The sequence below is a fragment of the Coprococcus sp. AF16-22 genome (genome assembly GCF_003461545.1).
In the GTDB taxonomy this organism is placed as follows: Bacteria; Bacillota; Clostridia; order Lachnospirales; family Lachnospiraceae; genus Coprococcus; species Coprococcus aceti.
In genome coordinates, this window is sequence record NZ_QTXH01000020.1 from 1 (window position 1) to 7385 (window position 7385).

The 7385-nt window shown below is 50.3% G+C and carries 8 protein-coding genes and 1 pseudogene; 1 reads left to right on the top strand and 8 read right to left on the bottom strand.

From position 1 onward, the window contains the following. From DWW60_RS13115 to DWW60_RS13150, 8 genes are all read right to left on the bottom strand, one after another. Positions 1-1448 (bottom strand): recombinase family protein (locus DWW60_RS13115; RefSeq protein WP_117875552.1); only part of this gene is annotated, 1448 nt, incomplete at its 3' end. Between the two features lie 107 nt (positions 1449-1555). Next, positions 1556-1741, bottom strand: coding sequence for a hypothetical protein (locus DWW60_RS13120; RefSeq protein WP_004849804.1), 186 nt, complete (start codon positions 1739-1741; stop codon positions 1556-1558). 270 nt (positions 1742-2011) lie between these two features. After that, entirely contained in the window at positions 2012-3352 is a 1341-nt protein-coding gene (locus DWW60_RS13125) for a virulence-associated E family protein (protein ID WP_055270962.1), read from the bottom strand. After that, positions 3237-3977, bottom strand: coding sequence for a CHC2 zinc finger domain-containing protein (locus tag DWW60_RS13130; protein WP_024730557.1), 741 nt, complete (start codon positions 3975-3977; stop codon positions 3237-3239). The genes DWW60_RS13125 and DWW60_RS13130 overlap by 116 nt, the downstream gene beginning before the upstream one ends. A gap of 47 nt (positions 3978-4024) precedes the next feature. Further along, positions 4025-5497, bottom strand: coding sequence for a MobQ family relaxase (mobQ, locus tag DWW60_RS13135; protein WP_077727571.1), 1473 nt, complete (start codon positions 5495-5497; stop codon positions 4025-4027). A gap of 2 nt (positions 5498-5499) precedes the next feature. Beyond that, on the bottom strand, positions 5500-5817 hold the full coding sequence (locus DWW60_RS13140; protein ID WP_009260053.1) for a DUF3847 domain-containing protein: 318 nt from the start codon (positions 5815-5817) through the stop codon (positions 5500-5502). 286 nt (positions 5818-6103) lie between these two features. Further along, a complete protein-coding gene (locus DWW60_RS13145) occupies positions 6104-6307 on the bottom strand; it encodes a hypothetical protein (protein ID WP_004614949.1) in 204 nt (67 codons plus the stop codon). 146 nt (positions 6308-6453) lie between these two features. Beyond that, positions 6454-6678 (bottom strand): helix-turn-helix domain-containing protein, encoded by a 225-nt coding sequence (locus DWW60_RS13150; RefSeq protein ID WP_008368839.1) that lies wholly within the window; start codon positions 6676-6678, stop codon positions 6454-6456. Between the two features lie 302 nt (positions 6679-6980). Here DWW60_RS13150 and DWW60_RS13155 point away from each other — a divergent pair. Continuing rightward, positions 6981-7385: pseudogene (locus DWW60_RS13155) on the top strand (hypothetical protein); the annotation flags it as partial.

Consider the following 7385-nt stretch of genomic DNA (forward strand, 5'->3'; position numbering starts at 1 on the left):
TCCGCTGCGGTCTGTACGGCGGCTTCCATCGTTTCGTGAAGCTGTCTTATTTTTGTTTCAAGCTCCTTTTGCTCGTTCTGGTACTTCTCGGACAGCATATTGAAGTTATACTCGGTTATGCGTCCGGCAGACCAGTCCTCATACATTTTAGCAAACAGCCCGTCAACCTCGGCTTTACGCTTTTCCGCCTTTTTCAGCTCCGCAGCCTGCTTTTTCTTCGCAGAGTTTCTTTCTCTGTCGCTGGCATTGAGCAGCCGTTTCAGCAGCTTGTCCTCGTCTTTCTGTGCCAGCATAGACCAGTATTGCAGTCTTACAAGCACATAGGCATACAGTACATCATAGCGGATATAGTGCATGGAACACTGGCGTAATCCCTGTCCGTACTTACTGCAATGGTAGTGTGCATAGGGATTTTTGTTCTGGCTGTTTACACCATAAGCCAATGACCATCCGCAGTCCGCACATTTTACCAGCCCGGAAAATATCTGCGTTGTGCCATTCTTCTGTCGTCTGCGTCTGCTTGCAATCAGCTCCTGAACTTTTTGGAACACTTCTTCGGAAATGATGGCTTCGTGGGTATTTTCCACACGATACCATTCTTCCTGCGGCTTCCGCACCTTTTTCTTGTTCTTGAATGAAATGTTGCTTTGCTTGTTGTGAACGCTGTGACCGATGTAGGTTTCCTCTTTCAAAATGCTCTTGACCTGTGCAATCGTCCACGCATAGGCTTTTTCTGGAGGCGCACCGGCGTAGATATTGGCGAAAGTCCCGTATCTTTCATAGTTCAGCCAGCCGGGGGTAGGTACTTTCTCCTCCACCAGAATCCGTGTAATGCTGGCGGCTCCCCTCCCGTGTACGGCAAGATCAAAAATCTTCTCTACAATCCAGCGTGTTTCCGGGTCGATCAGAAGATGACCTTTTTTGTCCGGGTCTTTTACATAGCCCAGCGGTGCATAGGCTCCATAGTGTGCGCCATTGGCAAATCTTGTGTGCATGGCAGCCTTGACCTTTTTGCTGGTCTGTCGGGCGTGCATTTCATTCAGGATGTTTAAGAACGGGGCAAGCTCGCTTTCTCCGTTGATGGTGTCCACATTATCATTGATGGCAATGTAGCGTACTCCCTTGCTGGGGAAATAGATTTCCGTGTACTGACCGGTCAGGATATAGTTTCTTCCCAGACGGGATAAGTCCTTTGTGACAACGCAGTTGATTTTCCCGTCCTCGATGTCATCAATCATCCTTTGGAAGCTTGGACGCTCGAAATTTGTCCCGCTCCATCCGTCGTCAATGTACTCGTCTACAACGGTCAGCCCATGCTCTGCGGCATACTGCCTAAGCATCATGCGCTGGGTCTGGATACTGCCGCTTTCCCCCTGTAATTCATCGTCACGGCTCAATCTCAAATATAGTGCAGTGTTATAAATCGTTGTATTGTATGGTTGTTTCACGGTTAAAAATCCTCCTTCTAAAAGAAACAACCCACGCTTATACAATACTCGCTGGTACAAGTATATCATAAGCGTGGGCTGATTGACAGTCGTTATTCCGTATTTTTTCAGGAAGCGGCGGCAGCGTGCTGGATCACATCTTCCAGCAGACTGTCAAGCGGCTTCCCATCCTGTGCGAAATGCTCCGATACCTTGATACGGACTTTCCCCATGACAAAATACTGGGTGCCGTCTTTTTCGGTAAGCAGGGTGCCGCTGTTTTTGTTATTGCTCTCGTTTTTGCTTTTTGCCATAGGCAGTTACCTCCATAAATGAAATATGCCCGACAAGGGAATGTCAGGCAGGTTTACAGCCGCAGACTGTCTTCATGTCAACCAAACCGTGTCAACCGGCAGAAAAGACTTTGAAAACAATCCACAGGCGCTCTATTATTACTTTTTACTTTTTCTTTGATTTCTTGGTTGACATGGTTGACAAAGGAGAGAAATGCCCCAAATATCAGGCTTTTCCCCGTCAACCGGCTGTCAACCGAAGCGTCAACCAAACTGTTAACCGGTGGCTTTTCAGAATGGTAGTTCCATTTGCCGGGCTTCTTCTTCCGTGATTTCCTGAAAACCGTCCCCCTCCGGCGGGTCTTGGTTGACACGCTCCCAGCCTTTTTGAGAACCGTATTTCTTATACCGCTTCGGGCTTTTGTAGGCTGCCCAGCCCTGTATAATGCCGCCCGCAATGCCGGTATTCATAATCTCGCAGATTGCCCGTGTCTCCCAGTCTGCCGGGGAATTTAAGTTCCCCAGCGCTTCCTCATAAAGCTGCTTGGAGCATACCCTGTCACCGGTGTAGTCCTCCAAATAGGCGTAGATCATGCCAGCCTGTGTGTCCTCCTGCATGAAGTCCTGCTGATGGGCGTTCAGGTATCGGTTCATTTCTATGCTGAATGACAGCTTATACTTCCCACTGCGATAAATCGTCATGGCTTCCGCCCACATCTGTTCGATATACGCCCTCGCCGCCGCTTCATCGTCCAGTATGTGAACCTCCGCCCGTTCCGGGTACACCGTCACGGGGAGAAAGCGCCGGTTGCCGGTGCGGTCACGGGGTAAAAAGTCCTGCCGGTTGGTCGTCCCTCCGAATACACATTGCCGCAGCCGGTCTGCCGGGTGTGTCTCATACGGCACTTTGTAGGTTTCTTTCTGGCGGCTTAAGAATGACTTGATTTCCTCAATACTCTTGGCGTTGGCTGTGGCAATCATCTCCGACATCTCGATAATCCAATGCCCTTGCAGCTTGCGGTACACATTTTCATCGTCCAGCTTCTTCAAATCGTCTGAAAACCATTCGTCCCTACCTGCCAGCAGCCGGAAAAAGGTAGATTTCCCGGCTCCCTGACCACCAACCAGACAGAGCATGACCTCAAACTTGCTCCCCGGTCTGAATACCCGCCGGATGGCTCCTATCAGGAACAGTTTCAAGGCTTCATAGGTGTATTCGTCCGTATCGGCTCCCAGAAAGTGATGCAGGGCGTAACGGATGCGCTCTGTGCCGTCCCATTGCAGGCTGTTCAGGTAATCCCTGACCGGATGGTAGCGGTTTTCATTGGCAACAATCTTGATGGCGCTCTGCACCTTTTTCTCGCTGGTAAGCCCGTAATTTTCTTCCAGATACAAAAGCAGGTAGTTCATGTCCATGTCGGTCAGCGTGGTACTGGTGCGCTCCCAGCCCAGCGGCTTCACAATGTCAATCTGCTCCGTCAAAAGGTTCAGGCGCAGCGCCCCACGAAACAGCGGGTCACGCTGGAACACCGTCAGGCAGTTTCGGATGCTGTTCTTCACGCCGCCTTTCTGCGTCCCCTCTAATGTCTCCCGGATTTCTGCTGGTGTCTGCGCCGGTTCCATTGTGTCCATCGTCTTTTTGACCGCTTCCTGCGTTTCCAGCGGCAATCTCTGAAATTCGCTGTTCAAGCCGCAGCACCTCCTTTCCCTGTGCGGCGATCAACGCCGCTTTTTCTTCTATTTCTCCGTATAACAAAATATCCAAAAGGTATTCTGTGTAGCTTATCCTCTGCAACGCTTCCACAAAAAGAGGATGCCAGATGGCATCCTGCGGCTGTGGGGCGTATGCTGTTTTCCAATGCTCCAACAGGCGCAGATAATCGCATAGCACCCGGAAACAATACCGTTCCGTTTCCTGAAATCTCTGCTCCGCTGATTTTTGTCGGGGCTGTGACCTGTTGTGACGCTTCCTATCTGGCGGCGCATTGCCGGATTTCTCATAGGAAACGCCGAAGTCCTCCGCAAGCCTGACCGCAGCTTCCCGTTTCCCCAATCCATGCAGCAAAGCGGAAAAGTCGATCACATCCCCGGAAGCCCCGCAGCCGAAGCAGTAAAAGCGGCTGTCCACTTTCATGCTGGGCGTGCGGTCATTGTGGAATGGACAGCAGACCATGCCGTTTCTCCCCACCCGGATTCCATAGAATGAAGCAGCCTGCCGGGTGGTAACAGACTGTTTCACCGCTTCAAATACATTCAAATGCTCCCTCCATAAAAATGCCGGCAGCGGTAAAGCTGCCGATTATATCATAATTCCATCTCGTGTTTCTTTCTCTGTACTTCCTGTGGCTGCTCCCTCCGGCGCAGTGCGGTATCTACGGCGTTCTGCACCTGCCGCAGCCGTATGACTTCCTCCCGGAGCGGCTTGTGCTGCGGAGACAGTTCGGCATACTCTGTTTTTAACTGTGCGTATTCCTGTTTCCATGCTTTCAGGGCAATGGGTTTTCCGTCCAGTTTTTCTTTCAGAATACGGCGGGCGGCATAAAACAGCCGTAACTCCGCATCGTGGGATGTTTCAAATTTCTCCCTCTGTTTCTTAAACTTGATATTGTTCAATTCCGTATGAATAGGTTTTAGCCGCTGGTAATTCTCGCCCTCCCGTATCAATTCCTGCAATTCCTTTATCCGGGCAGATTTCTTTTTCATGGAGCCGCTTAATGCTTCAAATTCTTCACTGACAGAGGAAAGACGCTCCTGCAAATCCTCTAATGTGAGCAGCTTGTTTTCCGTCAGATAATTGACGGCTTCGGCAAACTGCTTTAAGTTTCCGGTTCTGGCTTTATTGCTCCATGCCCCTGCGTTGCGCTGGTTGTAATAAGCGATCAGCAGGTCGGCAAGGCTCGGTGTCTGGGGTTTGGAAAGTTCTTCTTTTACCTCTGCCATCCAGACAAACAGGGCTTTGATCTTCTTCCTCACATCCTGTATAAGCCGGTTGGTGGCTTTAATCCAGCGGTTCAGTTCCCCTTTCTCGGTGCGGATGCCCTTTGCTTCCATCTGCCGGACATTAGCTCCCTCGTGGACAGTAGGTATCAGGTCAAGCCCCTGCCGCACATAGGAACGGTGGTCGATACGCACATCCAGCCCTTTTTCCTCAAATTTTGTATTAACGGCAGCCGCCCACTGCTCCCGCCAGTGTTCCAGCGTTTCCGGCTCATGCCAGTCTGTTGTATGGACAGCGTTAAACATATAATCGCCGTTTTTATCCCGGATTCGGTTTCCATCTTCATCAAGAAGATATTCCCGCCGCTGTTTTTGTCCCCATGTGCCATCCGGGTTCAAAGGGCGCATGGTTGTCATCACATGGAAATGCGGGTTAGGGATGCCGCCGTCCTCTTTCTCCGGGTTGTGAAAAGCAAGATCGGCAATCATGCCTTTTGCCACAAACTGCTCCTGCACGAACTTCCTTGCCAGCTCCATGTTTTCTTCCAGCGTCAATTCATTCTGCATGGCAATATCAAAGGAATAGGCAAGCTGTGCTTTTGGATGTTTCTCGCAGCTCTCCACAGCATTCCAGAGGGTCGCCCGGTCAAGATATATTTCCGGCGCATGGGGCGGCAGCATGATTTCCGAAGCAATCACGCCGCCCTTTTTGGTGTAATCGCTGACTTCTCCATAGTAGCTGCTGTAAAGACGCTCCCCGGATCGGTAGGCTGCGCTTGCAATGGCGCTCTGACCGGCGCTACGCTTTATCTGTGCGATTGAAAAATGATAAAGTGCTATCCTTAGTCACCGCCTTTCTCCTGCCCGGAAATACGGGCGTGGTTCTCAGTGGCAGACCGGATGAAATGCTCCGCCTGCGGCAGATTCAAAATGTTTTCCATGAGGGAATAAAATTCCGCTTCGGATAGCTCCTTTGTCTGTGGCGCAATGCTCTCAACGGCTGCCCCACGGGTAATTAGCCGGTGCGTCCTCTGTTTCCGGGAACCGCTTTCCAGATACGCCTGCCGGTTTTTCAAACGCTGCATTTTCCGTTTTTCCCGTTCCAGCAGGACAGTGGTTTTTTCATATTCCTGCTTCAACTGTTCCAAAGATTTTTCCATGTTCTCACATCCTTTGCTGATAAGATAAAGAAAGACCATCCGCAGACAGTCCGTGTGTCAGTGCTTCTATAAAACCCGATGAAAAGGGAAAACCGCAGAGCGGATTTCTCTTTGCGGCGGGTACACAGGGGATAGCCGCTTTAGCGGCGCAAGGGGGTGTAGCCACCTTGTCGGAGCAAAGCGAACGCAGACCTCGGATTGCTGATTTTATCAGCGGCAGAGGTAAGCTCCGCAGGACGCACGATACATGGTCTTTAGACTATGTATAGAAGTGCGCCCTTAGTTCCTAAGGGATTTTGCCGTTTCCGGCAGTTTTGTCCTTTTTCTTGGAACGCTTGGAAAGATACTTCGGGCAGTCAACCACAACCGCCCGGAAGCTCTGTTTACATTCGTGCTGGCATTTCCGGCACAGTTCGTTGTAAGTGATACGGCTGCGGTCATTTAAGAAGAAAGACCATTCCAGCCGCCGCTTGTTGCTCATTCTTGCCATAACCGGCTCCTTTCTCCATTTCTACCTGATGTACACAGATAGGCTGTTTTGGTGTAGCGTTTCGGTATCATTTTTAAGTTTTTTTCCCTCTGTATGCTCCTTTGGAAAGTGCGGCAGTATTGCAGTCAGGGAATGATACCTCACGCTTATTTGTCGCTTCTCGGTACGGTTTCGGAGCCTTTTGCCATCCATTCAAAGAAAGCAATTTTGCTGACCTTGATAAGCCTACCCCTGCGGAACGCCGGAAAGCCGGGTGTGTGTACTAGCTCATAGGCGCTCGCTCTTGAAATTCCCATAATCCGCTGAATGTCCGCTACATCCAGAACCAGCGGTAAATCCTCATAGCTGTTCAATCTCTTTTTATCGTTCATTCTGTTCCTCCCATAAATCAAATAGGTTAAAATGCTTCCTGTTGCCGTTCTCCCCCAAAGCCGTTTTCCTGCCCCATTCCTGCGGTGTTTCCCTGCATTGGTGCGCCGGATGCGTCACTTCTCCTGCCGGTCATATCCCTTTTGGACGGTCATTCACTTGTCAAGGTACTGTGTGGCACGAAATTACCAACTGCAATCATCATAGCGGACTATCCTTGACAAAACAATGCTTCTGCGATACCATGAGTGTAACGGATATAACTAAATTATATAATTACCATAGACAAAGGCAGGGGATAGGGATGGAGAATCAGTTTATACGGCATGAGCCATGTTTTGAGAGGATTTTGTTTGTCCTGACGCTGGACAGGAAGAAAATGAAAGAGCGGATTTTGATTGGGGAAGAACAGCAGATCCGCTTCCGGCTGAACGGGAGCCAAAACGCAGAGGTGCTTTGTGATATGACACGCCCGCTGGGAACTTTTTTGATAAACTTTGAGCGTGACACGGACAGAGACTGGAACTTATACGGGCTTTCTCCGCTGCGGCAAGCCCTCCACTCCAACCGATGGAAACAGCCGGAGCTGGAACAGGCGGCAAGCGAATTTCTCTGGGGAAAATATCTTAGCAATGACCCTCTGAAAATGTATGTGGCGTTCCGTATCTGGAACAGCTATCTGCTTGCCAGAGAACCCCGTGACCGTAAC

Bases quoted from the DNA above. Each gene is read 5' to 3' on its own strand.
- DWW60_RS13120 (WP_004849804.1), bottom strand. From the start codon at position 1,741: ATGGCAAAAAGCAAAAACGAGAGCAATAACAAAAACAGCGGCACCCTG.
- DWW60_RS13125 (WP_055270962.1), bottom strand. From the start codon at position 3,352: ATGGACACAATGGAACCGGCGCAGACACCAGCAGAAATCCGGGAGACA.
- DWW60_RS13140 (WP_009260053.1), bottom strand. From the start codon at position 5,817: ATGGAAAAATCTTTGGAACAGTTGAAGCAGGAATATGAAAAAACCACT.
- DWW60_RS13145 (WP_004614949.1), bottom strand. From the start codon at position 6,307: ATGGCAAGAATGAGCAACAAGCGGCGGCTGGAATGGTCTTTCTTCTTA.
- DWW60_RS13150 (WP_008368839.1), bottom strand. From the start codon at position 6,678: ATGAACGATAAAAAGAGATTGAACAGCTATGAGGATTTACCGCTGGTT.